The following is a 24926-nucleotide window of genomic DNA, read 5'->3' as shown; positions in this document are numbered from 1 at the left end:
CGGACCCGCCCCGGTCCGGGGCCCGGCCTATATAGGTATAGTTATAGTGACTACGCTTATATAGGGGATCGCACGTGCAGAAACCCTCTGAGATCTTCGACCGCGACGCCGAGTGGGACGAGCTCGTCCGTTTTGCAGGGATACAGCGCGGCGGAGCCACACTCGGCGTCGTCTCGGGCCGCCGGCGCCAGGGAAAGACGTTCCTCTTGGACGCGCTCGTGCGGGCAGCGGGCGGTTTTATGTTCACCGCCACCGAGGCGTCCGAGGCCGATGCCCTGCGTCAGTTCGGGGATGCGCTCGGGTCCTACCTCCAGGAACCGACACCGCTTCGCTTCGCCAACTGGGACGAGGCGATCACCCGGACGATGACCCTCGCGCCGGCCGGCCCCCTGCCGGTAGTGATCGACGAGTTTCCCTTCCTGGCCAGGGTCAGCCCCGCCCTGCCGTCCATCATCCAACGCGCGCTCGATCCGGCCGGGCAGCGCTCGAACACCCAGGTCCGGCTGCTGCTCTGTGGCTCCGCGCTGTCGTTCATGGGCGGCCTTCTTTCCGGGACCGCACCGTTGCGGGGGAGGGCCGGGCTGGAACTCGTCGTCCGGACGCTGGACTACCGCAGCGCCGCTCGGTTCTGGGACATCACCGACCCGCGGACCGCACTGCTCGTCAACTCGATCGTGGGTGGCACTCCCGCCTACCGGCACGAGTTCACTCAAGACGACACCCCGGCGGGGCCCGCCGATTTCGACGACTGGGTGATCCGTGCCGTGCTCAACCCCGCTCGGCCGCTGTTCCGCGAGGCCCGCTATCTGCTCGCCGAGGAGCCCGACGTCCGCGATCCCGCCCTTTATCACTCGGTGCTGGCCGCGATCGCCGACGGGCGGACCCGTCGTGGGGAGATCGCCACCTTCCTCGGCCGGCAGCCGAGCGACCTGGCCCATCCGCTCGGCGTGCTCGAGGACTTAGGTCTCGTCGTGCGCGAGGAGGACGCGTTCCGCAGCAACAAAGGGGTCTACCGGACCGCCGAGCCGCTGCTCAACTTCTATCACGCCGTCATGCGTCCGGCCTGGGGTGACCTCGAGCGCGCCGGGCGCGCCCGGCAGGTCTGGCCTCGCCTTCAGCGCTCGTTCCTCAGCAAGGTTGTCGGCCCGCACTTCGAATCGGTGTGCCGGAGCTGGACCCGCTGGGAGGCGGACCCGGACCTGCTTGGTGGCTATCCCTCGAGGGTGGCCGCCGGCGTGGTGAACGATTCGGCCGCCCGCACCCAGCATGAGGTGGACGTGGCCGCCTTCGGACGCGACGAGCAGGGCCGCGAGGAACTGCTGGCGATCGGCGAAGCCAAGTGGAACGAGACCGTCGGTCTCAGCCATCTGCAGCGGCTGACGCACATCCAGGCGCTGCTGCGGGGCCGCGACGGCGTTGCGGCCGGCCGGTGCCGGCTGCTGCTTTTCAGCGGCAAGGGCTTCAGCAACGACCTGCGGGCGGAGGCACAGACCGACCCGGACATCCAGCTGGTCAATCTCGAGCGCCTCTACGAGGCGGGCTGACGACCAGTCCCGCTGCTCTGTTCGGTGGGTGTCAGCAGTTCCTGCAGCGCCGCGCCGGCCGTCGCGGCGATGGTCTCCAGGCTCTCGTCTGCGACCGTCGGCACCTGGACTACGCACCGCGCGACGATGATGCCCACGAGCATCGCGGCGGCGACGCCGATCCGCAGGCGGGTGTCGTGGTCGTCGCGTAAGTGGGCCGCGGCGCCCCTCATCAGGCGGGCCTCGATGAAGTCGCGCATGTGGCCGGCGGCCTGGTCGCGGGCGATGGTGCCGCGCAGCATGGCCAGCAGCGGCGCCGAGGTCCGCGGATCGCGTTCCCAGACCTCCAGGAACGCCTGGGCGACCCGCTCCCCGATCCCGTCGGCCGGGCCCTTCCAGGCCTCGGTCATGCGGTCGAGCGCTTCCGGTGGCACCGACATGACGGCGCCGAACAGCTCGTCCTTCGACTTGTAGAACTGCATCACCAGGGCCGCGTCGACCCCGGCGTCGGCCGCGATCCGGCGGATCGTCGTGGCCGTGAACCCGTCGGTCGCGAACCGGGCCCGGGCCGCCTCGAGCACGGCTTGTCGGGTCTCGTTCTGGCCCGGCCTACGGCCGCGTTTCGGTGCCGGCATGACATGCAACCTACCCCCTTGTCGAAAATCTCAACACGTGTTGATATTAGCGCCATGAAAATCTTCATGCCGTCGAAGCCGTTGGAGCCAGGTGACCGCTACGGAGTTCTGAGCGGGTACGAGCCGGGCACCCGGACCCTGCCCGCGGGCTTTCAGGTCGCGCCGCCCTTCCGCCCGATCCCGGTCGACATCGTGTTCGAGCGGGACGTGCCGGTGACCCTGCGGGACGGGGTCACGATCCATGTCGACCTGTTCCGCCCCGCCGGTGACGAGCCCGTGCCGGTCGTCGTCGCGTGGAGCCCGTACGGGAAAGGTCAAGGCACCTCGGCCAGCGTCAAGGGCGTGTTTGCGCTGGTCGGGCTCGACAACAGCGTCGTGTCGGGGCTGGAGAAGTTCGAAGGACCCGACCCCGCCTACTGGTGCGCCCAGGGCTACGCGATCTGCAACCCCGACATCCGCGGGGTGGCCGAGTCGGAGGGCGACAGCGTGCTCTGGGACCGGCAGGAGGGCCGCGACTGCCACGACCTGATCGAGTGGCTGGCCGGTCAGGAGTGGTGCACCGGCAAGGTGGGGATGAGCGGCACCTCGTACCTGGCCGTCGCCCAGTGGTTCACCGCCGCCGAACAGCCCCCGCACCTGGCCGCGATCAACCCGTGGGAGGGCGTCAGCGACGTCTACCGCGACCTGGTGATGCGCGGCGGCATGCCGGACACCGCGTTCGCTCAGCTGCTGCGCGACCACAGCTTCTGGGGCCGGCAGCAGAAGGAGGACATCCTCGCCGAGGCCGGGCAGCACCCGCTGATGGACGAGCTGTGGGAACAGAAGATCCCCGACTTCGACCGGATCACCGTTCCCGCGTACGTGGTGGCCAGCTACTCGAACACACTGCACACGGCCGGCACGTTCCGGGCCTGGCGCCGGATCGCGAGCCAGGACAAGTGGCTGCGCATCCACAACGGTCAGGAATGGCCGGACTACTACGACGAAGCCAACCGGGACGACCTGCGCCGGTTCTTCGACCGCTACCTCAAGGACGAGCAGAACGGCTGGGAACAGACGCCCCGGGTCCGCTACTCGGTGCTCGACCTGCGAGGCGGCGACCGGGTCGGCGTACCCGCGGAGTCGTTCCCGCCGCCCGGCACCGTCTCGACCCGGTACTACCTCGACGGCCGTACGCGTTCGCTGCTCTCTTCGCCGTCGGAGGAGTCGACGGCGGCGTACGTGGTCGGCTCGAACCCCGACGTGGTGTCGTTCGTGACGCGGTTCGAGGAGGAGACCGTGCTGGTCGGCTATCCCCGCGCCCGGCTGTGGGTGGAGGCGCGGGGCTCCGACGACATGGATCTGTTCGTGCTGGTGCAGAAGCTGGATGCGTACGGGACGCCGTTGCAGCAGTTCACCGCTCACAACCAGGGTGCCCTGGCCCAGGACCTCACCGAGCGCGGCGCCTCGATCCTGCGCTACAAGGGGCCGGACGGGCGGCTGCGGGTCTCGTTGCGCCACCTGTCCCCGACGCAGTCGACCGACGAGGTGCCCGTCCACAGCTTCGACCGGGTCGAGAAGCTGTCACCGGGCGAGGTGGTGACGGTTGATGTCGAGCTGCTGCCGGTCGGGTTGGCGTTCCACCCCGGCGAGCAGTTGCGCTTCGTCGTCAGCGGGCGTCCGTTGCTCGGCCCGATGATGCCGGGGCTGGCCGACTACACGCCGGCCAACAGCGGGGTGCACGTCATCCACACCGGCGGCGAGCGTGCTTCGTACCTTCAGTTGCCGGTGGCGCCTTTGTTTCCCATGACTTCGTAGTGTGACACCGTGGTTTCGCGGCCGACGAGGAACTCGTCGTCGGAGGCGTAGAACACCGCCTGGCTGATGTCGTCGCCCGCGAAACCCTTGATCGCGTCGAGGCTTTCCCACCAGCTGAGGGTGACCACTTCGGTGCGGCCGTCGCCGAGGTCGCGGGTCCACATCTGGGCGTCGAGGTTGCCGGGGGTGGCTCGGTATTCGGTCATGCCGGTGTCGTTGATGTAGGCCACGTATTCGGCAGCGCGCTCGGTAACCACCCAGCCCCGCCACATCCTCGCGATCATGTTTGCCTCCTCACGTAGATCCGTTGCCGGGGCCCGCTGTATGGGTCCGTTACACAAGACCGCCGTATGGGGTCGTTACATGGGCCCGCCCACCGGGGGTTCCCCCACCCACTTCTCATTCTTTCAAAGTGGGCCGATCTTCGCGGGGGCCCCTGTGGACAACCGAAGAATGTGGATAACCCGGCCGGCCGTGGGAAAAGGCCTACGCTGGTGCCCGCAGACGACCGAACTCCCGCATCGCCAGGGCGCCGACCAGCGGGCCCGGCACGAGCAACCAGAAAGCCCACCGCCAGCCGACCGCACCCGCCAGCACGGGAACCAACTGGATAGTGACCACAGTCAGCGCGAAACCGATGGCCGTCTGGGCGGTGAGCGCGGTGCCGACGTAGCGCTTGTCGGCGACCTCGCTGAGCGAGGTGGAGAAGACGCCGGAGTCGGCGATCACAGCGGCGCCCCAGACCACGGCCAGAGCGACCACGGCCACGAGGGGCGCGGAGAAGAACAGGGGAGAGACGAGGCAGCAGGCGCCGCTGACCACGAGGGCGGCGACCGCCGCCGGGGAACGGCCGTAGCGGTCCGCGGCCCAGCCACCGAGCAGGCAACCGGCCACGCCGGCGATGCCGATGGACACGAAGGCGACCAGGCTGACGTCGGTTCCGGAGCGGCCGGCGATCAGGAAGCTGGGCAGCCATGTCCACAGGGCGTACAGCTCCCACATGTGGCCGAAATAGCCGAGGTTCACCAGGCGGGGGCCGCGTTCACGGAACATCGTCAGGGCGTAGCGGGGATGGGGTCGCGCCGGTGTGCCGGAGGCGAACTGCGGTCCCTCCCGTACGAGGGTGAGCGCCACGAGAGCACCGAGGACGGCGCATCCGGCGGCGGCGCCCATCACGCCCCGCCACGGCAGCTCGCTGAGGCCCCGGATCAGGTGGGGCAGGGCCGAGCCGAGGGTCAGGGCGCCGATCATGACGCCGAAGGCGAGCCCGCGGCGGGCCGGGGGCGCCCACGAGGCGGTCAGCTTCATGCCGACCGGATAGACGCCGGCCAGGAACACGCCGGTGAGGAAGCGCAGCGGGATCGCGGTCGTCAGGCTGTCGACGGCCAGCGCGAAGACGGCGGTGCAGGCGGCGGCCAGGGCGGCGCATGTCGCCATCAGCAGGTGCGCCCGGAGGCGGTCGGCCAGGTTCAGCGCGGTCGAGGTGACCGCTCCGGCCACGAAGCCGAGCTGGACGGAAGCGGTCAGCCAGACCGCGGCGGTGGCGCTGATGCCCCACGACTCGCGCAGCGCCGGCACCACGGCGGACGCCGAGAACCAGACGGCCAGACCGAGCACCTGTACGGCGGCGATCAGGCCACGCTGCGCCGCCGGCGTCGCCAAGCGGGTCGTCATCAACGGGCCGCCCGCGAACGAGGTGCGCGCGTGCTGGCCGCCCGCGAATGAGGTGCCCGCGTGGGGGCCGCCCGCAGGTGTGGTGCCCGCAGGCGGAGTGTCGGCAGCTGAGGTGCCGACAAGGGAAGCGGGCCGGGCATCGACACACGATGCACCGGGGATCGGCTCGGCCGCAAACGACGCGCCGGTGACGATCTCGGTGGGCAGGCTCGAGGACGGAACCGTCTCACTGCCCTGAGTTTTTGTCGTACCCCTCTGCTTTGCTTGCGACACGGTCAGTTGTTGATCATGCGAACGCCCGATGTTTGCGCAAGTGACCGTCACGCATCGTGGAAGCGGCGTGAGCAAAGGGGGATGTGTCGTGGAGTCCGTGGCGGAGGTCCTGGCGGCCGAGCAGAAATACTTCGACCGCGTGGCCGACCACCGCGAGCGGATGCGCCGGGGCCTGCTCGACGCCCCCGGGGCCGCGGCCAACGCGGGCGCCGCCGTCCACCTGCGCCGAGACGCCGAGGCCCGGCTGAAACGCATCGGCGAGCCCGACGACGCCGTCGCGGTCGGGCGCATGGACGACGAAGACGGCGACGTGCTCTACGTCGGCTACCACACGATCTTCGACGACGACTCCGAGGTGCTGGTCGTCAACTGGCAGGCGCCGGCCGCCGCGCGTTATTTCACCGCCACCCACGCCGACGCGCTCGGCCTCGCCCGCAAGCGCAGCTTCGACACCACCGGCAACGTCGTCGACGCGTTCTCCGACACGGTGTTCCGCCAGCTCGCCGAGGCCGTGGCCGAGCTCGAGGAGCCGGGTGACGCCCTGCTCGACGACCTCAACCGTGACCGCACCGGCCAGATGCAAGACATCGTCCGCACCATCCAGGCCGCCCAGTTCGACCTCATCCGCGCCCCGCTCGACGAGCTGCTGGTCATCCAGGGCGGCCCCGGCACGGGCAAGACCGCCGTCGCCCTCCACCGGGTGTCGTGGCTGCTCTTCAACCACCGCGGCACCCTCAACCCCGAAGACGTGCTGATCGTCGGCCCGACCCCGACCTTCACCCGCTACACCCGCACGGTGCTGCCCAGCCTCGGCGACACCAGCGTGGCCCAGCGCGACATCGGCCAGCTCCACCCGCCGGTCCGGCGCGGACGCCCCGAAGAAGCCGAGGTCGCCCGGCTCAAGGGCGACGGCCGCATGGCCGGGCTGCTGCGGCGCGCGCTCTACGACCGGGTCGGCGTCCCGTCCGACCAGCGCCCGATCGAGGTCCAGCTCGACGGCCGCCCGGTCGTGTTCACGGCCGACGAGATCAACCTCTACGTCACCCGCAGCCGGCAGACCCCGGGCACCTACAGCCAGCAGCGGCAGATCTTCCGCAGCCTGATGGTCAACTCGGCGACCGAGCGCGCCCGTGAGCGCCGCCTCGGCGTCCGTACGGGCCTCGACCAGCTCGTCGAACGCATCTGGCCGTCGTTCTCGGCGGCCGCGGTCCTGCGCGACCTCTACCACTCGCGCGGCCGGCTGATCGCGGCGGCGGGCGACGAGCTGACCGACCGCGACATCGCGCTGCTGCACCGCCCCCGCAGCGAGCGCGCCACCGGCGAGTCGTGGAGCCAGGCCGACCTGCCGCTGCTCGACTATCTCGAAGCCCTGATCCACGGCATCGAGGAGCAGTACGCCCACATCGTGGTCGACGAGGCGCAAGACCTCTCACCCATGCAGCTGCGGTCGATCGCCGTGCGCTCCTCGACCGGCTCGATGACCGTGGTCGGCGACATCGCCCAGTCCACCGGCCTGTGGGCCCGCGACAACTGGGACGACGTGCTCGAACACCTGCAGGGCCGGCTTCCGTTGCGGCTGGAGGAGCTGCGATACGGCTACCGCGTGCCCCGCCAGGTCTTCGAGATTGCCGCCCAGCTGCTGCCCTTCGCGGCCCCCGCCATCACGGCCCCGCAGGTGGTGCGCGACGGCCCCGCCGACCCGGTGTTCCGCCTGGTCGACGACGAGAGCCGGGCCGCGTCGGCGGTCGAGGCGGCCATGGCTCACGCTTCCCACGGCCGTTCCGTGGCCATCATCTGCCCCGCCGTGCACCGCTGGGCGGTCGAGGCCGAGCTGGCCGTGCGCGATGTGGCCTGGCGGGCGGCTTCCCGCAACGAGCTGGGCCAAGGCGTCAACCTGGTGAGCCCGCAGGAGGCCAAGGGCCTGGAGTTCGACGCCACCGTGGTGGTCGAGCCGCAAGACATCATCGCCGAAGACGCGCGTGGTCACCGGCTGCTTTACGTGGCCCTGACCCGCACGACGCGCTACCTGCATGTGGTCGGCGTCCTGCCGCCGGCCGACCCGCCTGCGCGGCCGCCTTCGCGGCCGCTCGAGCTGGAGCCGGTCAGCCGTTTCGAGCTGACCCAGAGCCTCACGTTGCCGCCCGCGATCGGCACCGCTTCTGTCCCCGCTCCGCGGGCCGCCCGCACCGACCAGCCCGCTTCCGCCGCTGCCGGGCCGGCTGCACCGGTGCGCGTGGAGCAGACCATTTCAGGCGTGGTCGTGTCCGCGCAGGACGCACCCGCGCCCGGCGATCATGTCGCGCCGCGTCCGGCCGCGGCCGGCGACCGTGTCGACTCGGGCTCGGCCGCGCATGGCGGCTCGGTCGAGTCGGGTTCGGTTGTGCCTGCGAGTGGTGACTCTGTCGGGTCGGGTTCGACCGCGCATGGTGACTTTGGCGGGTCGGGTTCGGCCGCACATGGCGACTTTGTCGGGTCGGGTTCGGTCGCGCATGGCGACTCTGTCGGATTGAGTTTGGCTGGGGCCGCGCGCGGTGGCCACGTCGCGTCGGGTTCGGCTGCGCTCGTGCCGGAGGTGCCGCTGCTTGATGGGCAGGGTGAGTCGGGTGCCGCCGCGCCGGTGTTCGACGAGCTCGGCGTGGCTGGTGCTTCACCGGCGCCCGGCGAACACGTCGTGTCGCATTCGGCCTCGCCGACGTCCTTTACGGAGCGGAACGGTTCCGGTGCTGCCGTGCCCGCGACCATGCAGGTGCTCGGCAAGCACCTCGAGTCGGGTGCGCCTTCGTACACGTCCGCATCGGTGCTTGGCGAGCAGTCCTTGTCGGGGATGCCCGCGCCGGGAAACGGTGAGCGACCCGCCTCAGATGCCGCTTCACCCGCGTCCGAGCCGACGCACTCAGAGCACATCGTTCCGGGCGGAGCTGTCTCCGTGTCGATGCTCGATGGGCAGGAACGGCCGGTTTCGGTTGTCCCCGCATCGGCGCCGGGTCAGCAGTCCGTGTCGAATGCCGCGACACCCGCGACCATGCCGGTGCCCGCTGAACACGTCGTGCCGAGCACGGCCGTTGCCACCCCGGTGCTCGGCGAGCGAGCATCGTCAGGCGCCACGCCACCCAAGTCCGGACCGGTGCCTGGTGAGCAGGCAGAGCTGGCTGCCACTTCGCACCTCTCCTCGTCCGCGCCGACACGCGCAGCGCTGCCTCCTTCAGCTGCGCCGGCAGAGCTCGCGTCCGCGTCGGTGTTCCGTGGGCAGCCCGAGCCCGGTGCGGCCGTGCCTGCTTCTGCGCCTACGCCGGGGCTCCTGGAGCAGGCCTCCTCGGCGGTGTCAGCGGCTGCGTTCCTCCATGAGGCGGAGTCGGTGACGGCCGTCCCTGCGACAGCCGACCGGCCCGGCCCGGGCGGCGTGGCTGCGACCGCATTCGAGAGCCAGGCTTCGCCCACATCCACGTCACCGACGGCGCTGGAACGCCTTGGGCCGGCCGTTGCACAGCCCGCGTTCGTCGAGCAGGTTTCGCCCGTCTCGGGAGTGCCCAGGTTCGTGGACAGCGCCGCATCGGACGGGCCCGCGCCCGTGTCCGCATCTACGCCCGCGTTCGTGGAGCAGAGCCGCCCGAGCGAGACCGCGTCTGCCGCTACAGGGTGGTCCGCGTCTGCTCTCATCCCGGCAGCGTCCACAGCCCCGGCGCCCGGGGAGCGGGTCGAGCCCTCGATCGCGGCCGGTTCCGCTTCGCGGGTCTACCGAGTTCCCGCGTTCGTTGAGCTGGCTCCCTCAGACGACGTTGTGGCTGCACCAGAGGGCCCGACTCTGCCCGAGGCCGGGCCCGTCGCGGTGGATCTGACGCCGCCCGTCGCCGCGGCGCAACCTTCACCGTTCCTCGCAGCACCCTCGACGGCGGAGTCGGCTCACTTGCATACGGCCCTGCCCTCGACGACGACTGCCAATGTGGTCACGACTTCACCGCTGTCGGCAGCCCCGCCCGTCGCAGTGGCTTTTCCACCGGTCGCGGCGACCACGCATACTGTCGTGGCTTCCTCGATGACACCCGCGCCCGTCGCAGCGGCTTATCCTCCGGTCGCGGCGCCTACGCATGCCGGCGTGGCGTCTTCGGTGATGACCCCGCCCGTCGCGGCGGCTTATCCATCGGTCGCGGCGCCTGCACATGCGGACGCAGCGTCTCCGATGACGGCCCCGCAGGGAGCAGCGACTTCTTCGCTGAGGGAAGCTCCACCGGTTGTGTCTCCGGCGCGGGTCCGTGGCGGCACGCTCTCTGCCCAGATCATCGAGCTCGCGGCCGCTGAGCTGGCCGGGCAGATCCGCGAGAGCCTGCAGCCGTCCCAGTGGCAGGCCGTCGTGGAACGAGTCGGCGAGTTGCTGGCGGAGTAGTGCATCCGACCACGTTGTGTCCGTGACACGGGTGAGGCGGGGGCGTTGCGGTGTGGCGGTCCCGTCGGCCTATGCGACTGCACTGAACGAGACGTGGTGGGCGATGGGTAACGCGACGGGCGACGCCGTGGGCGGGCTGCGAGTCCCGGGCTGTGGGGCGGTGCTTTCGGGACGTAGGTGGAGCAGATCGGCATGATCCGACGCCCCAGACCCGCCTCCTTCACCGCGGCCGCCGCCGTCGCCTGGAGCGGCCTGGTGGGGGCGCTTCGTTGAGGTGGCTGGCCTTCTGCGACGGTGGGTTGGTGCTGATCTACAAGATTCTCCTGCCCTCCGAATGGGCTGCGTTCGAGGCTGACGGACGATTCGACGGGTCGCCGTTCGACCGCAGCAGCGGCTTCATTCACCTGTCGGGCCGGGAGCAAGTCGCGGAGACCGCCGCGCGGGTGTTCGGACCGGAGCCGGCGCTCGTTGTGGTGGCCCTCGAGGCTGACGCGTTGGGTGAGAGCCTGCGATGGGAAGAGGCACCCAACCGAGGAAGCATGTTTCCGCACGTCTACGGGCCATTGCCGAAAGAGGCCGTGACGGCGGTGTATCAGATTGCCGGAGCGTCGGCTGTGGACACCGTCCTGCCGCCGGCATGAGCCATCCCCACTAAGGAACTGCGCGACCAGGCGGTCGAGAAGTACCACGCGGTCGAGGGCGGGCAGCAGACGCTGAACAACCTGGCCGCGTACGTGCTGGGGAGGCGGGACTGATGGCCGGCCAGGTGTTCTTCAGCGTCACGATGTCGCTCGACGGATTCATGGCGCCGGAGGAGGTGAGCGTCGCCGACGTGTTCTCGCCTGAGGGCGCAACGATCCGGTCGTCCGGCGCTGGATGACGAAGTGGTCGGAGCTACAAGCGTGGGTCTTCCCGCTGCGGTTTTCCGCGAGAACCTCAAGCTCCCACCTTCCACTTCGTCAACGACGGCGTCGAGTCCGCGCTCGAGCGGGCCCGGGAGGCCGCCGGCGAGCGCGATGTGCGCATCGCCGGCGGCGCCGGGACGATCCTGCAGTACGTCAACGCCGGTCTGGTCGACGAGTTCGACATCGCGCTCGCCCCGGTGCTGTTCGGCGACGGCATCCGCCTCTTCGAGGGGGTGGACGCGTCCCGGATCGCGCTGGAGCCGGTCCGTTCCGAGTCGTCGCCGCGAGTGACCCACCTGACGTACGTCGTACGGGAGCGTTGAGCGGGTTCCCCCCGCCGGAGTGGGGAGCCGCCGGAGTGGGGAACCGCCAGGGACGCTGATGACCTACTCGCTCCGGCAGACCTTGCCGTTCAGGGTGAACACCTCCGGCAGCACGTTCGGGCCGCTGTAGTTACCGACGAACCCGACGTTCGTGCTGCCCCCGGCGGCCAGTGCGGCATCGCTGGTGACGCGGACCGTACGCCCGTCGGCCGTCCACGTGGCGTTCCACCCGCTGTTCAGGCTCTGCCACGTGGTGGGCCAGCCGAAGGTCAGCGTCCAACCGGTGAGCCCCGACGCCGTGTTGTTCGTGATGTCGATCGAACCGACGTAACCGTTGCCCCAGTCGTTGGTGTCACGGAACTTCACCGTGCACGGGGCGTCGGCCGGCGTGCCGGTCACGAATGTCAGCGGCGGCGAGGCAGCCGACGCGCGACCGGAACCGTCACGGGCCACCACGTTCACCGTGTAACGCTTGCCCGGCTCCAGATTGCGTACGGGCAAAGAAGTTGACGTGGTCTCGCCCAGCTGCGCCGCGAGACCGTTGCTCTGGCTGTACACCTCGTATTTGAGGCCGCCGCCGGCCGAAGGCCACGAGATGGTCGCGGTGCGGTCGGTCGCGGTGACAGTGGGACGCGCGGGCGTGGGTGGAGCAGCGACCGGATTCGCCGAGCGCAGCGTGACCAGTGAGATCGAGTACGGCGGGAGCGACAACGCGGAACCGGCGGTCGACGTGGTGATCTCGTCGGCGCCGTTCACGAAGCTGGCGACGGTCGGCGCGCCGGCGGCCGGGGTGAACCCGTGGTAGTTCAGCGCGACCGTCCGCGCCGCGTCGGGATCCTTGTTGATCAGCAGGACGGCCAGGTCGCCGTTGGCCCGGCGCACCGCGTGCGAGCCGATCAGCGCGTTGTCGGTTCCGGCGCCGACGAACCGGTCGCCGGGACGCGCGAACTGACCCATCAGCTTGAGCGCGTAGTACGGCGCGAACGGCGTGTTCAACGGCGGCTGGCAGACCGTGTTGTCGGCGTTGCAGTTGCCGCTCGAAAGCAACCCGAAGTCGTTGTAGTCGGTCTGCCCGGCCACGGTCGAGACCGTACCGAGGCCGTTATGGACGTTCCACCAGTGCACCGTGAACACGCCCTGGGCGAGCAGCCCGCTGTAGACGTCGGCCAGGAACAGCGCGCCGGGCTGGGTGTTGCGGCCCACGTCGACGTTGGTCTCGGTCATGCTTATCGTGATGCGGCCGGCGTTCGTTCCCGCGTACGAGTCGATCTGTCGCCGCAGCAGGAAAGCGGCATCCTGGATCTGGCTGCTCTTGGTGAGCGTCTCCGCGGCCGACGAGCCACCGGGATACCAGTGCACGTCGACGAAGTCGATGACCGACCCGGCCCGCGTCAGCACCTCCTGGTTCCAGCTGCCCTGGTCACCGGTGCCGACGATGGCGTCGGGCCAGTTGCCCGGCATCGTGAGCACGGCCCCGATCTTGATCGTCGGATCAACGGCTTTCATTGCTTGCGCGTACGCCACCACGGTCGCGGCATACTCCTTCGGGCTCTTGTCGGCGTGATCGTCGGCCTCCCACGCCGAACCGTAGTGCCCGTTGCCGTAGTTCTCGTTGCCGATCGTCCAGTACCGGGCGGCGTACCCCTTGGTGATGTTGGCGTAGCGCACCCAGTCGGCGGCCTCCTGAGCCGTACCCGTGCCGTAGTTCGCGATGATCATCGGCTCGGCCCCGGTGCGGCGGGCCCCCGCCATGAACGTGTCGAAGTCGGTGTCGGGCGCGACGTACCCGCCGGGCGCGGTGTGGTCGCGCCAGTGGTAGATGTCGGCGTACGAGCCGCCGGGGTAGCGCAGCATCCGCACGCCGGCGTCCTTGAGCAGGTCGGCCACGGCCGGGGTGCCGAGCTGGGAGTCCCAGATGGCGTGGTTGACACCGAGCGCACCGCTGCCGACGGTGGCCAGCCCCGCCCGCACGTCCACGTCGACGCGCGTGTCGGATGCGGCGGCTCGCGCGCTGTTCGGCCCGGGGAGGGCGGCGGCTCGCGCGCTGTCCGGCGCGGGGAGGGCGGCGGCGGGCGCGAAAAGCGCGGCGGGCGCGGACCGCGCGGCGGCCTGCGCTGTCGAGGGCGAAAGGGCGGCGGGGATGACGGCCGCAGTCACCGCGAGCAGGACGGTGCTCGCGAGGGTGCGCCGATGGAGTGATCTGTTCACAGCACTCTCCGCAGAGGCGATGGGGATTGGGAGCGCTCCCATCATCGGCTCACGTAGTGACAATCGTCAATGACGCGTCCAACTCCGACAACCGCAGCCTCGCCCACAGAGTCAGAGCCCGGACCGCCACCGTTGTTCCTGGTGGGGCGTCGTCCGGCGGCCACGGGGCAGGAACGTCGATGATGCTCGTCAGTAAGAGAGGAGGCTGACCCGCATGACCCCGACGGCCCGGCGCAGCGGCTGATGACAGCGCGGATCCCACTCCCACAGCCAGTCGATCATGTCGTCGGCGGTGGAATCGGCGAGCCGTTCGCGGAAGCGGGCGGTGAAGCGGAAATGACCCGCGAACCGAAACCGGTCCGTGTGCAGGAACCGCGCCGCGAACCGGTCCGCGGCGTCGAGGTCACCCGTACCGGCGAAGAAGCTCCGCGCCTGCTCGACGATCAGCTCGGCCGCCGCGTGCGCCACGTCCGAGACGTTCCGGCGCGAGGCCGCCCGCCCCGAGGTCCGCAGAATCTCCTCGTACAGTGCCGGCATCAGCACCGGAATGTCCCGCGTCACCACCCGCGAGTTGACCATCGCCAGGTCGACCACCTGCACGAACCGGTCCGCCTCGTCCAGGCTCGGAAAGCCCAGCCGCAGCCCCGCTCCCGAGATGATCGCCACGAACCCGCCGGCCCGCACGTGACCGAGCTTCGTCTCCCGGACGTCGGCCCGCTCGATGCGCCGGTCGACCTTCCCCCGCCGTACGGTGAAGATCCGCTCGTTGGTCACCACAACCACGCCACCCCGGTCGGCCGCGATCACCAGCAGCAGCTCGTCGCCCCGCACCTCACCGAGAATCGCCAGCTGTGCCCGGGCCAGATCCCGGCGAGCCCGCACGTCCTTGTTGACCAGCTTCGTCCCGACCGCGTCCACAAGCACGGGCGGCGCCCCGAACAGACCCACATCGCTGTCTGACGGACAGAGACGATGAAAACCTTCCCCGTACGCCCCCGGATCGCCGATTCGGGTGACATCGAGCCGCCCCGCGACCCGCGGTTCCGCACAACGTTGAGGCCCGCCACGCGCCGCAGATCGCCCGAATTCGATCACCGCCGTCCGGGCGGTCTGCGGCGCCGTCGTCATCCCACCTCGATCTGGACGCCCACCACCATGACCTGGACCGCCTCGGTGTTCCTGATCCTGGCGGCCGAGCCGGTCAGTAGCCCGACGGAGGCCGTGGCGTGTACTGCTCCTCGAGCCGGCTGACCTCGTCGTCGGTGAGTTCGAGGTCGAGGGCCGCGACGGCGTCGGTCAGGTGGTGCGACTTGGTCGGGCCGACGATCGGCGCGTCCACGACCGGGTTGTGCAGCACCCAGGCCAGGGCGACCTGGGCCATCGGCACGCCGCGGGCCTCGGCCACACCCCGGACGGCGTCGACGATCGGGCGGTTCTCGTCGCCCTCGTAGCGGGCGTGCAGCGGGTCGACCTTGGCCCGCTGCGAGCTCTGGTCGTCCCACGGGCGGGCCAGCCGGCCCTTGGCCAGGGGACTCCACGGCAGCGACCCGACACCCTGGTCGGCGAGCAGGCCGAACATCTCGCGCTCCTCCTCGCGCTGCAGGAGGCTGTACTGGTTCTGCATGCTCACGAACCTGGTCCAGCCGCCCAGGTCGGCCGCGTGCTGCAGCTTGGCGAACTGCCAGGCCCACATCGACGACGCCCCGAGGTAGCGGACCTTGCCGGCCCGGACCACGTCGTGCAGGGCCTCCATGGTCTCCTCGACCGGCGTCTCGGGGTCGAACCGGTGGATCTGGTAGAGGTCGAGATAGTCGGTGCCGAGCCGCGCGAGCGTGTTGTCGATCTGCTCGAGGATCGCCCGGCGGGACAGCCCGCGGCCGCCCGGCCCGTCGCCCATCGGGAAGAACACCTTGCTCGCGAGCACGATCGAGTCGCGGTCGGCGTACTTGCGGATGGCCCGGCCGACCACCTCCTCCGAGGTGCCGTCGCTGTACGTGTTGGCCGTGTCCCAGAAGGTGATCCCCTCCTCGACGGCCTGCCGGAAGATCGGCTCGGCGGCGTTGTCGTCGAGCGTCCACTGATTGCTGCCGCGGTCCGGTTCCCCGAAGCTCATGCACCCCAGCGCGATGCGGCTGACCTTGAGACCCGAACTGCCCAGACGCGTGTACTCCATGCCACCCAACCTATGCCGATCAATCCGGCGGTGCATGGCCCTCGTGGGGCCTGGGTAGCAATAGGTCGTGGTCCATGTCGCCGTCGTGGGAGCCGGCATCATCGGCGCCGCCCTGGCCGACGCGCTGGTGCGGCGGGGCGCGACCGTGACGGTGATCGACGCATCGGAACCGGGCAGCGGCACCAGCGGCAGCAGCCTGGCCTGGCTCAACGCCAACCAGAAACTGCCCCGCGACTACCACGACTTCTCCGTCCGGGCGATGGCCGAGTGGCGCTCGCTGGGCGACCACTCGTGGTACGCGCCGACCGGCAGCCTGGCCACGGGCGCCGGCGACCGGCTCGACCGCCTGCGCGAGTGGGGTTACCCGGTCGAGGAGCTGACCACGGCCCGGGCCGCCGAGCTCGAACCGGCCCTCTCGGTCGCGGCGACGGCCTTCTTTCCGTCCGAGGCTTTCGTGTACGGGAACGAGGCCGTCGAAGCCCTGCTGCGGCGTGCCTCGGTGCGGCCGCTGGTCACCGGCGGCGACGTCGCTTTCGACGTACGGGGGTCACGGGTCTCCGCCGTCCGCCTGCCCGACGGCGCCCGGCTGCGGGCCGACCTCTACGTGTCCTGCGCCGGGGCCCGCACTCCCGCCCTGCTCGAACCGGTCGGCGTCACCGTTCCGCTCGACGCCGGCCCCGCCGCGCCGTGCCTGGTCACCCGGGCGTACGGCACGGTTCCCGTACGGCGGGTGGTGAACACTCCTTCGCTGAGCCTGCGCCCCGTACGCAATGGCGTGCAGTTGGAGGCCGGCGACCTGGACACGTCGCCGGACGGGGTGGCCACGCTGCTCGACCGCGCCCGGGAACTGATCCGTGGCTTCACGCCTGCTTCGACGCGGCACCGGGTGTGTGTCCGGCCGCTGCCGGCCGACGGTCACCCGATCGCCGACCGCCTCCCCGGGCTCGACAACGCGTACGTGACCGTCACCCACAGCGGCATGACGCTCGGCCCGCTGCTGGGCCGCCTGGTCGCCACCGAACTCGTCGACGCCACCGTGCTGGACGACCTGAAGCCGTACCGTCTCTCGCGTTTCTGAGCGGGTCCTGCCGGCGCCCGCTCGGTCTTGTGGCGCATCCCAGCTGACCGCTGACCTGCTGTTTTGTTGTCGGCGCGGTCAGCGGTGGCCGCCCATGCGGACCAGTGCGGCCTTGGTCGAGCCGACGTTGATCACCCGCACCGAGCCGCCGGTGCAGGAACCGCGGTGGGAGGATGCGAACACCGAGCCGTACTGGTAGCTGCCCCCGCCGCGTGAGTTGGCGGCCGGCTGCGTGAAGTAGGCGGCCGACGCCGGGACGGTGTCACAAGTGCGGGCCGGACCGAAGTACTCGCTGAAGTTCATCGGCGGCGTGAGCAGGGTTTTTCCCCGCGGCACCCGGATCTGGCCGATGGGCGTGTCCTTGCCGGTGGCCGGGTTGGCGACCCACGCTCCCCACCACTGCCCACCGGAGTCGGCGGCGAGCCGCCACACCCGGAGGCGGTAGTAGGTGCCCGTGCTGATCGCGTACGGAATCCGGCAGCTCCGCCCGGTGCCCTCACCGCTGAACCGGCCGCAGTTCGATCCCCGGGTGGCGTTGGCGTTCCACAACGAGAAGATCGCGGTGTCGCCCTTGGTGCCGTTGAAGCGCTGCCCGTCGGTCTGCAACCCCAGATAGCCGCCTTCGTCGGGGGTGGTGGTGAAGCCGAAGTTCATCGCCCAGTAGCTGGCGCGAGCCTTCTGCGAGACCCGCACCTGCTGGTCCACGTTCCAGAAACCGCTGCGCCCGTGGAAGTTCCAATAGGCGTACAGGTTGGCGTTCTGGTGCTGCGCGGCCGCGTCGGCCGGCACCTGCAGGCCGATGAACCCGACCACGGCCGCGACCAGAACCACAACAACCCGCATGACGGCTCTCTTCATGACGATCTCCCCCGCTGTGGCATCCCGGTCCGCCCAGCCTGTCCAGCCTCCGGCCCCGGCACAACCACCACGCCGTACATCTGCCGCAGTGGCTTACCTCGAAAGGGGGGTCATTCCTGGAAGAGTGGCGTGCGACTCGTACGGGGTGATTCTGCTGGGAAGTGGGTACACGCGCGTGGCCCCATCCGCGAGAGAGACGAGTCGTCACACATGAAGATCTGGCCGGGTTCGCCGTATCCGCTGGGTGCGACCTACGACGGCGGCGGCGTGAACTTCGCCCTGTTCTCGGAGGCGGCCGAGCGTGTCGAGCTGTGCCTGTTCGGCGACGACGGCACCGAGACCCGCATCGACCTGCCCGAACGTGAGGCGATGGTGTGGCACGGCTACCTGCCCCGGATCGTGCCGGGTCAGCGCTACGGCTACCGCGTGCACGGCCCGTACGATCCGGCGAACGGTCTTCGCTGCAATCCCAGCAAGCTGTTGCTCGACCCGTACGCGAAAGCCATCGACGGTCACTACGAGTGGAACGAGTCGCTGTTCTCCTACCGGTTCGGTGATCCCGGCTCGTTCAACGACGACGACTCGGCCCCGTACGCGATGAAGTCGGTCGTCATCAACCCGTACTTCGACTGGGCCAACGACCGCCCGCTGCACATCCCGTTCCACCAGACGGTCATCTACGAGGCCCACGTCAAGGGGATGACCGCGCAGAACCCCAGAATTCCCGAGGACGTACGGGGTACGTACTCCGGCCTCGCCCACCCCGCGATGATCCAGCACTTCAAGGATCTCGGGGTGACCGCCGTCGAGCTCATGCCGGTGCACCAGTTCGTGCACGACAGCACGCTCGTCGAGCGGGGACTGAGCAACTACTGGGGTTACAACACCATCGGCTTCTTCGCCCCGCACAACGACTACGCCTCGTTCGGCGGGCACGGCGGGCAGGTGCAGGAGTTCAAGTCGATGGTCAAGGCCCTGCACGCGGCGGGCATCGAGGTCATCCTGGACGTGGTCTACAACCACACGGCCGAGGGCAACCACCTCGGGCCGACGCTGTCGTTCAAGGGCATCGACAACCCCGCCTACTACCGGCTGGTCGGCGACGACAAGCAGTACTACTACGACACCACCGGCACCGGGAACAGCCTCAACGTCCGTCACCACGAGTCGCTGCGGCTGATCATGGACTCGTTGCGTTACTGGGTGACCGAGATGCACGTCGACGGGTTCCGGTTCGACCTGGCGGCGTCGCTGGCCCGCGAGTTCCACGAGGTCGACCGGCTGGCCGCGTTCTTCGACCTGGTCAACCAGGACCCGGTGGTCTCGCAGGTCAAACTGATCGCCGAGCCGTGGGACGTCGGCGACGGCGGCTACCAGGTGGGCGGTTTCCCGCCGCTGTGGACCGAGTGGAACGGCCGCTACCGCGACAGCGTGCGCGACTTCTGGCGCGGCGAGCCGACCAGCCTGGGCGAGTTCGCCTCCCGCTTCGCGGGCAGTTCCGACCTGTACGAGATCGACGGCCGCCGCCCGATCGCGTCGATCAACTTCGTCACCGCGCACGACGGCTTCACGCTCGAGGACCTGGTCTCGTACAACGAGAAACACAACGACGCCAACGGCGAGGACAACCGCGACGGCGACAGCCACAACCGTTCCTGGAACTGCGGCGTCGAGGGCCCGACCGACGACTCCGAGGTCGTGGCGCTGCGTGAACGGCAGAAGCGCAACTTCCTGGCCACGCTGCTGCTGTCGCAGGGCGTCCCGATGATCGCCCACGGCGACGAGCTGGGCCGCACCCAGGGCGGCAACAACAACGTCTACGCCCAGGACAACGAGATCTCCTGGATCGACTGGTCCGAGGCCCGCCACCACGACGTGCTGACGGTGTTCACCAGCAGCCTGACCCGGTTGCGGGCCGACCACCCCATCTTCCGCCGCCGTCGCTTCTTCACCGGCGAACCGGCCGGCGACTCGAACCTGCCCGGCATCGCCTGGCTGCGGCACAACGGCACCCCGATGGAGGAAAACGACTGGGAGGCCGGCGCGACCCGAACCATGGCCGTCTTCCTGAACGGCCACGGCATCCCCGAACCCGACGCCCTGGGCGAGCCCATCGTCGACGACTCGTTCCTGCTGCTGTTCAACCCCACCCCCGAGGAGGTCGAGTTCACGTTGCCCGAACCGGCCTACGGCCAGGCCTGGGAGGTGGCCGTCGACACCGCCGACCCGTTGCTGGCCAAGGCGGGCACGATCAAGGCCCAGGAGGGTGTCCCACTGCCCCCACACGCCATGCTCGTGCTGCGCTGCCAGTACTGACACCCCGGCCCACCGGCCCGCTGTGCGACCGCATCACCCGGCGTCGCACCGCGGGCCGGCGTTGCCAACGGCTGGGCGGCCGGCTGCGGAACATGCCGGCCCGCTGGGTGGCGAGCTTCGAGACGTGAGCACTGTTCTGAGGCGTCGCGCCTCCTTGAGCACGCGGGTGCTGCCCTTGCGGTCGGCGTGCGCGGTTGGTCGGCGTGCGCGGTTGGTCGGCGTGCGCGGTTGGGCTGCGAGCTCGGCGCGCGGCGAGGCGAGGCCGGCCTGCTGGGTGGCGAGCTTCAGGACGTGAGCGCTGTTCTGAGGCGTCGCGCCTCTTTGAGCAAGCGGATGCTGTCCTTGCGGGCGGCGTGCGCGGCTAGGCGACATGCGTGGCTGGGTGGCGTGCGTGGCTGGGTGGCGTGCGTGGCTGGGTGGCGTGCGCGGTTGGGCGGCGTGCGCGGCCGCGCGGCGAGGCGAGGCCGGCCTGCTGGGTGGCGAGCTTCAGGACGTGAGCACTGTCCTGAGGCGTCGCGCCTCTTTGAGCAAGCGGGTGCTGCCCTTGCGGGCGGCGTGCGCGGCCGCGCGGCGAGGCGAGGCCGGCCCTGGTGGCGAGCTTTAGGACGTGAGCACTGTCCTGAGGCGTCGCGCCTCCTTGAGCACGCGGGTGCTGCCCTTGCGCGCGGCGAGCTCAGTCAAGCCCTCGATCTCGTCGCGCGCGCCCGTCGCGGGGGCCACCTGCGACGCCAGTTCCAGCAGGTCGGGCAGGCCCCGGGGCTCGGCCGGCAGCAGGGCCGGCAGGGCGGCGGCCAGCACCCGCCAGACCGCGGCCGAGGCACCGGCCCGGTGGGCGTCGGCCAGGGCCATGACGGACCGGTTGACCTTCACCATGCCCTTCGCGCCGAGCCGGCCCAGGTCGTGGCCGATCGAGGTGGCGAACCGCGTGTCGGGCTCGCGGGCGGCCAGGATCAGGAAGGCGTCGACCGCGGCCACCCGGTCGGGTTCGTGGCGGGCGTTGAGCGCGTAGGCCACGGCCAGCGACGTCGCCGGGCCGAACGGTCCGCCCGTCTCGGCCAGCGGCGGCAGCAGCGGGAAGCCGCCTCGCTCGTCGACGTCGGCCAACGCCGCCGCCAACGGAAGCAACCAGGCCGCGCACACCTCGCGGTGGTGGGGCAGGGTCGCGAACAGGATGTCGGGAAACACCGACCAGAGGCCGTCGTCGTGGTTCAGCGTCGGCCGGCGCTTCAATGTGACCAGCTGCTCCTCGATGGACAGCCGACCGGGCCGGGCCGGGGTCAGGTTGACCACCAGGCGGCCCTTCTCGGGGGTGTGACCGTGGTAGTAGGAGCCGCTCTCGCCCTGACGTTGTTCGAAAACGCTGCCCACCGGGTCGGGCAGGCCGCCCTCGGCCAGCCACTCGGCCAACCGGCGACCGGCCGCCGAGGTCAGCCCATCGGCCACCGTGGGGCTCGTGCCGCGCGGCAACCGCAGCAGCGCCTGCTCGAAGTCGAGCGGCCACGGCTCCCAGCCTTCGGCCTCGGCCCGCCGCAGCCGCTCGACGAGCACGGGTGCGTCGAGGTTGCCGTCGACGTGCGTCGGCGTCGAGACCAGCTCGGGCACCGGCGCCTCCCGCAGCAAGGCCGCTATCTCGACGATCCGCAACGTCATCAGCCGCTCGGGCGGCCCGTTGAGCTGCGGAGCCTCCGCCTCGCCGCCGCGCCACCGGAGCCGGAGCGCCCGCACCAGCCGCGGCCATGTGCCGAGGCCCAGCTCGCGCGGCGTCGGCTCGCCGGCCACGGCCCGGATCGCCGCCGCGAGCGCGTGGTGCCGGGGCATGAACTGCTGATTGCCGAAGCTGGTCGAGTGCCGGTCGAGAAGACCGGTCACCGGTGACAGATCGTCGGCCGCCCGGAGCGCGACCAACCCGGCCAGAACCCGCTCCCAGCCCACAGAGCTTTGCCGGGCGAGCAGCGCCACGACCTCGGTCGCCAGCTCGGCGACGCTGCCGATGGCAGCCGGCATCGCGGCCGGCCCCGGCGGCGCGGCAAGCGCCTGATCGGCGGCGAGCGCGCCGTGGTGGGAAGCCGTCGGCGCGGCGAGCGCTTGACCAGAGGCGGCCAAGCCTGACGGCCCGGCGAACACCTGGTCGGGGGCGGCTGAGCCTGACGGTGGGGCGAGCGCCTGACCAGAGGTGGCCGACCCCGGCGGCGGGGCGAGCGCCTGGTCGTAGGCGGCCGGGCTTGGCGGCGCGGCGAAGACCCGGTCGGGGACGACCGCCGGGGCGGATTCGACGCCGGTCAGCCGGGCCGCCCGCGCCGGCAGGTCAGCGCCCAGGCCTCCGATCGCGCCGGCCAGCCACGACAGATCGATGCCGTGCGAGCGTTTCTCGATCAGCGTGAGCGCACGTTCCTGGATGTCGAGCGCCGGATGGTCGAAGGCGGCCGCGACCGTCTCGAGCACCTCACCGGCCCGGCTCCGATCGCGCCGGGCGACCCGGTCGAGCCAGGTGAGCTGGGCCTTGACCAGCGTCTTCTCTTTGCGCACCAGGGTGGCCCGGCTCGCGTCGAGCAGGGTGTCGAGGTCGAGCCGCCCGGCGTCGTCGACGGCCCGCAGCGCGCGCTGGGCGATGCCCGCGATCGCCGACGGCGCCCCGGGCAGCAGCTGCGCGTAGTCCAGCGTGTGGCCGGCCATCTCGTCGGTGGTCGGCGCCAGCTCGTCGTGCAGCAGGGCGAACGGCCGCAGAAAGGCCGGCCGGTCACCCCGGACCAGGCGGTCGACGGTCGCGGCCAGGATCGTCTTGCGGTCGAGGCGGCCCTCGGCCACGAGCTGCGCGACTGCGGCCGGGAAGGCGGGCTTGCCCGTCCAGGTGCCGGACTCCATGTCCCACACCGTCAGCGTCAGGTGGGCGCCGAGCCCGTCGAACTCGAACACGCCCGGCAGCAGGGCGTCGAGGTAGGGGCTCTCGCGCAGGCGGTCGACGAACGGATCGCGCCGGGCCGATCCGCCGTATTGCAGGGAGACGATCCAGCTGCCGACGACCCCCTCGCTGGCCGGCAGGGTCGCGCCCGATTCGACGAGCAGGGCGGCCACGAAGCCCCAGCCGCCGCGCCACGCCTCTTCGGCGTTGAGCCGGGGAGCGAGCCGGGTGGCCAGGGCGCCGAGCCAGGGCAGCTCGCGGGCGCGGATCACGCGCAGCGCCGGCGGCAGCGGAACACTGCCCCAGCTGTCACGCAGGTCGCGCCGGTTGAGCAGGGCGGCGGCGCGGGCGGCGGAGGGCATCGTGCCCAGGGCGGCCAGCGCGTACACACCGGCCGGAGCGGGCTCACGCCACCTGTCCTCGGGTTTCATCGCCCTGACCCCGGCCTCGACGTCTCGGGCGAGAGCCTGCCGTTGCGGCTCGGTGGCCTCGACGAGCTGGGTGGCGACCGCGTCGGCGTCGACTTGCTGGATCTTCTCGTGCAACGACTCCCAGGTGAGGCTCACGCGAAGACCTCCGAGCGGACCATACGGACGGCCAGCGCGTGTTTGCAGGGCCCGCGCTGGCCGCGATGTTTGGCCCACCACGGGCAGGTGCAGGCCTCGCCGTCACGTACGTGGTAGGTCTGGTCGCCGCTGCGGACCACCCCGTCGGCGTTCGCCGCGCCCGATTCGGCCAGGGCCCGGGCGGCCACCAGCCGGGGGTTCATCTTGGCCGCGCCCTCCACTGTGTAGGGCAGGGTGCGGTGGAAATAGCCGGCCTCGGCCACGTCGAAGCCCACCCGGCCGGCCGTGCCGAGCTGGGTCAGCGCGTCGCGGACCCGGCCCGCGTCGAGGCCCGAGGCGACGGCCAGCGCGTCCACGTCGATCGTCGGGTCCCACGAGAGCAGGGCGCTGATCAGTTCGGCGTCGTCGGCCGCCTCGTCGGCGGCCAGCGCCTCGAGCACCGCGCCCTCGCCCGGGAACCCGCGGTAGGGCTCGGGGGACAGGGTCAGCGACAGCCGCATGGCGGGGCTGCTCAGCTCCCACGTGCTGGAGACCGGGCCGGAGCCGGCCGTGACCGCCGGGCCGTAGACGCGCAGCCTCGTTGCCTGCCGGAGGAAGGGTTTGATCGCGACGAGACGCCCGGCCCCCGGCAGGCAGACCGCCCCGGGAACGGGACGCGAGGTGACCCGCAGCGTGCGCCCGGCCGGGACCGCCCACATGACCGAGCGGTCGCCGGCCCGTATCCGGTTGAGCAGGGCGCGCGCGTCGGCCACGGAGATCTCGGCCCGCGGGTCGAAGCGGGAGGTCAGCACCTGGGCCTCGGCGAACCCGCGCAGCCAGCGACCGGGCAGCGGCACCTTGCGTTCGACGACCGGCCCGTCGAACGTGGTGACGGTCAGCTCGTCGGGACCGACCGCGAGATGCATCGGATCGGCCGGGCCGACCCGCGACAGGGCGCGCTGCAGCGGCACGTTGACGTCGACGTTGGTGGTGCCGTGGGCGACGATCTCGCCGTCGATGCCGGCGGGCAGGACATCGAGGCGGGCGTAGACCCCGCAGCAGCCGGAGAACGACTCGAACCGCAGACGGTCGGAGCCGGCGGTGACCACCGGGTCGAGGCTGGCCGGGTCGAGCGGGCGGTAATAACGGGTGCGCGCCACCTCGGCCACCGCGAGCAGACCCGAGGCGGTGGCGGCCGGGTTAGTGAGGAAACCGGTGAAGAACCTCGGATGCGCGGCCGGGCCGCCCGAGGTCTGCAAGGTGAGCCCGCCCTCGGCGGAAAGAGCCGAGGAGCCGAGATAGGCATAAGCCGCTGCGCTGACCATGCCGGAGAACCCA

The 24926-nt window shown here is 70.8% G+C and carries 15 protein-coding genes and 2 pseudogenes; 8 read left to right on the top strand and 9 right to left on the bottom strand.

The window, feature by feature from the left end:
• Positions 1–74 precede the first annotated feature (74 nt).
• Positions 75–1544, top strand: a complete 1470-nt coding sequence (locus tag JIG36_RS32725; protein WP_236048643.1) for an AAA family ATPase — start codon at positions 75–77, stop codon at positions 1542–1544.
• Here JIG36_RS32725 and JIG36_RS32720 read toward each other — a convergent pair.
• Positions 1529–2158, bottom strand: a complete 630-nt coding sequence (locus JIG36_RS32720) for a TetR/AcrR family transcriptional regulator (protein WP_203380280.1) — start codon at positions 2156–2158, stop codon at positions 1529–1531. The two genes, JIG36_RS32725 and JIG36_RS32720, sit on opposite strands and share 16 nt — an antisense overlap.
• 54 nt (positions 2159–2212) lie before the next feature.
• Between JIG36_RS32720 and JIG36_RS32715 the strand changes: the two genes are divergently transcribed.
• Complete coding sequence (locus JIG36_RS32715) at positions 2213–3955, top strand: CocE/NonD family hydrolase (RefSeq protein WP_203380279.1); 1743 nt, start codon at positions 2213–2215, stop codon at positions 3953–3955.
• Here the strand turns inward: JIG36_RS32715 and JIG36_RS32710 are convergent.
• Complete coding sequence (locus JIG36_RS32710) at positions 3916–4239, bottom strand: antibiotic biosynthesis monooxygenase family protein (protein WP_203380278.1); 324 nt, start codon at positions 4237–4239, stop codon at positions 3916–3918. The two genes, JIG36_RS32715 and JIG36_RS32710, sit on opposite strands and share 40 nt — an antisense overlap.
• A gap of 202 nt (positions 4240–4441) precedes the next feature.
• Positions 4442–5629, bottom strand: coding sequence for an MFS transporter (locus JIG36_RS32705; protein ID WP_203380277.1), 1188 nt, complete (start codon positions 5627–5629; stop codon positions 4442–4444).
• A gap of 361 nt (positions 5630–5990) precedes the next feature.
• Between JIG36_RS32705 and JIG36_RS32700 the strand changes: the two genes are divergently transcribed.
• The 4 genes and pseudogenes from JIG36_RS32700 (at position 5991) to JIG36_RS54330 (ending at position 11511) form a co-directional block, all read left to right on the top strand.
• The gene (locus tag JIG36_RS32700; protein ID WP_203380276.1) at positions 5991–10283 is read left to right on the top strand and encodes a UvrD-helicase domain-containing protein; all 4293 of its coding nucleotides are present in this window, start codon (positions 5991–5993) and stop codon (positions 10281–10283) included.
• Positions 10284–10585: 302 nt separating this feature from the next.
• Positions 10586–10924 (top strand): DUF952 domain-containing protein, encoded by a 339-nt coding sequence (locus JIG36_RS32695; RefSeq protein ID WP_307873006.1) that lies wholly within the window; start codon positions 10586–10588, stop codon positions 10922–10924.
• Between the two features lie 6 nt (positions 10925–10930).
• Positions 10931–11038, top strand: a pseudogene (locus JIG36_RS54335) (ATPase); the annotation flags it as partial.
• Positions 11038–11511: pseudogene (locus tag JIG36_RS54330) on the top strand (dihydrofolate reductase family protein). The pseudogenes JIG36_RS54335 and JIG36_RS54330, both read left to right, overlap by 1 nt.
• Before the next feature lie 63 nt (positions 11512–11574).
• Here the strand turns inward: JIG36_RS54330 and JIG36_RS32685 are convergent.
• From JIG36_RS32685 to JIG36_RS32675, 3 genes are all read right to left on the bottom strand, one after another.
• Complete coding sequence (locus tag JIG36_RS32685) at positions 11575–13719, bottom strand: cellulose binding domain-containing protein (RefSeq protein ID WP_307873005.1); 2145 nt, start codon at positions 13717–13719, stop codon at positions 11575–11577.
• A gap of 189 nt (positions 13720–13908) precedes the next feature.
• Entirely contained in the window at positions 13909–14667 is a 759-nt protein-coding gene (locus JIG36_RS32680) for a hypothetical protein (protein ID WP_236048642.1), read from the bottom strand.
• A 253-nt stretch (positions 14668–14920) separates the two neighbouring features.
• On the bottom strand, positions 14921–15892 hold the full coding sequence (locus JIG36_RS32675; RefSeq protein ID WP_203380273.1) for an aldo/keto reductase: 972 nt from the start codon (positions 15890–15892) through the stop codon (positions 14921–14923).
• A 67-nt stretch (positions 15893–15959) separates the two neighbouring features.
• Here JIG36_RS32675 and JIG36_RS32670 point away from each other — a divergent pair, with 67 nt between their 5' ends.
• Positions 15960–16970 carry an NAD(P)/FAD-dependent oxidoreductase gene (locus JIG36_RS32670; protein WP_203380272.1) on the top strand — a complete coding sequence of 337 codons (1011 nt, stop codon included), beginning with the start codon at positions 15960–15962 and terminating at the stop codon, positions 16968–16970.
• Positions 16971–17048: 78 nt separating this feature from the next.
• On the opposite strand, the gene JIG36_RS32665 is transcribed toward JIG36_RS32670, so the two are convergent.
• Positions 17049–17828, bottom strand: coding sequence for a DUF3472 domain-containing protein (locus tag JIG36_RS32665; RefSeq protein ID WP_203380271.1), 780 nt, complete (start codon positions 17826–17828; stop codon positions 17049–17051).
• Between the two features lie 210 nt (positions 17829–18038).
• Here JIG36_RS32665 and glgX point away from each other — a divergent pair, with 210 nt between their 5' ends.
• Positions 18039–20144 (top strand): glycogen debranching protein GlgX, encoded by a 2106-nt coding sequence (glgX, locus tag JIG36_RS32660; protein WP_203380270.1) that lies wholly within the window; start codon positions 18039–18041, stop codon positions 20142–20144.
• A 600-nt stretch (positions 20145–20744) separates the two neighbouring features.
• Here glgX and JIG36_RS32655 read toward each other — a convergent pair.
• Entirely contained in the window at positions 20745–23609 is a 2865-nt protein-coding gene (locus JIG36_RS32655; protein WP_203380269.1) for a DUF6493 family protein, read from the bottom strand.
• Positions 23606–24913 carry a DprA-like winged helix domain-containing protein gene (locus tag JIG36_RS32650; protein ID WP_203380268.1) on the bottom strand — a complete coding sequence of 436 codons (1308 nt, stop codon included), beginning with the start codon at positions 24911–24913 and terminating at the stop codon, positions 23606–23608. Before JIG36_RS32650 ends, JIG36_RS32655 begins: the two co-directional genes overlap by 4 nt.
• Between the last annotated feature and the right edge of the window lie 13 nt (positions 24914–24926).

Source organism: Paractinoplanes ovalisporus (assembly GCF_016834655.1).
Classification (GTDB): domain Bacteria; phylum Actinomycetota; class Actinomycetes; order Mycobacteriales; family Micromonosporaceae; genus Actinoplanes; species Actinoplanes ovalisporus.
The sequence above is the reverse complement of the archived record's forward strand: the minus strand, read 5'-3'. Positions and strand labels throughout refer to the sequence as shown.

Bases quoted from the DNA above. Each gene is read 5' to 3' on its own strand.
- JIG36_RS32675 (WP_203380273.1), bottom strand. From the start codon at position 15,892: ATGGAGTACACGCGTCTGGGCAGTTCGGGTCTCAAGGTCAGCCGCATC.
- JIG36_RS32705 (WP_203380277.1), bottom strand. From the start codon at position 5,629: ATGACGACCCGCTTGGCGACGCCGGCGGCGCAGCGTGGCCTGATCGCC.
- JIG36_RS32710 (WP_203380278.1), bottom strand. From the start codon at position 4,239: ATGATCGCGAGGATGTGGCGGGGCTGGGTGGTTACCGAGCGCGCTGCC.
- glgX (WP_203380270.1), top strand. From the start codon at position 18,039: ATGAAGATCTGGCCGGGTTCGCCGTATCCGCTGGGTGCGACCTACGAC.
- JIG36_RS32650 (WP_203380268.1), bottom strand. From the start codon at position 24,913: ATGGTCAGCGCAGCGGCTTATGCCTATCTCGGCTCCTCGGCTCTTTCC.
- JIG36_RS32720 (WP_203380280.1), bottom strand. From the start codon at position 2,158: ATGCCGGCACCGAAACGCGGCCGTAGGCCGGGCCAGAACGAGACCCGA.
- JIG36_RS32715 (WP_203380279.1), top strand. From the start codon at position 2,213: ATGAAAATCTTCATGCCGTCGAAGCCGTTGGAGCCAGGTGACCGCTAC.
- JIG36_RS32665 (WP_203380271.1), bottom strand. From the start codon at position 17,828: ATGAAGAGAGCCGTCATGCGGGTTGTTGTGGTTCTGGTCGCGGCCGTG.